1 protein-coding gene is annotated in these 218 nt (G+C 74.3%); it reads right to left on the minus strand.

Annotated features, from left to right (window positions below):
- Window positions 1-27: 27 nt before the first annotated feature.
- On the minus strand, window positions 28-218 hold a 191-nt coding region (locus G9H72_RS20785; protein WP_166174761.1), incomplete at its 5' end, for a nitroreductase/quinone reductase family protein.

Consider the following 218-nt stretch of genomic DNA (forward strand, 5'->3'; position numbering starts at 1 on the left):
GGCCCGGGCGGCTGACCAGCGCCCGACTCAGGACCCCGCGGTCTCCAGCGGGGTCAGCAGCAGCAGGGGGATGAGCCGCTCGGTGTTGCGCTGGTACTCGGCGTAGTCGGGCCAGACCTCGAGCGCCCGCGCCCACCACTCCTCGCGCTCTGCGCCCTCGAGCTCGTGGACGGCGCAGTCGTACCGCTGCGCGCCGTCCTGCACCTCGACGAACGGGC

This window comes from Motilibacter aurantiacus (assembly GCF_011250645.1).
Taxonomy (GTDB): Bacteria; Actinomycetota; Actinomycetes; order Motilibacterales; family Motilibacteraceae; genus Motilibacter_A; species Motilibacter_A aurantiacus.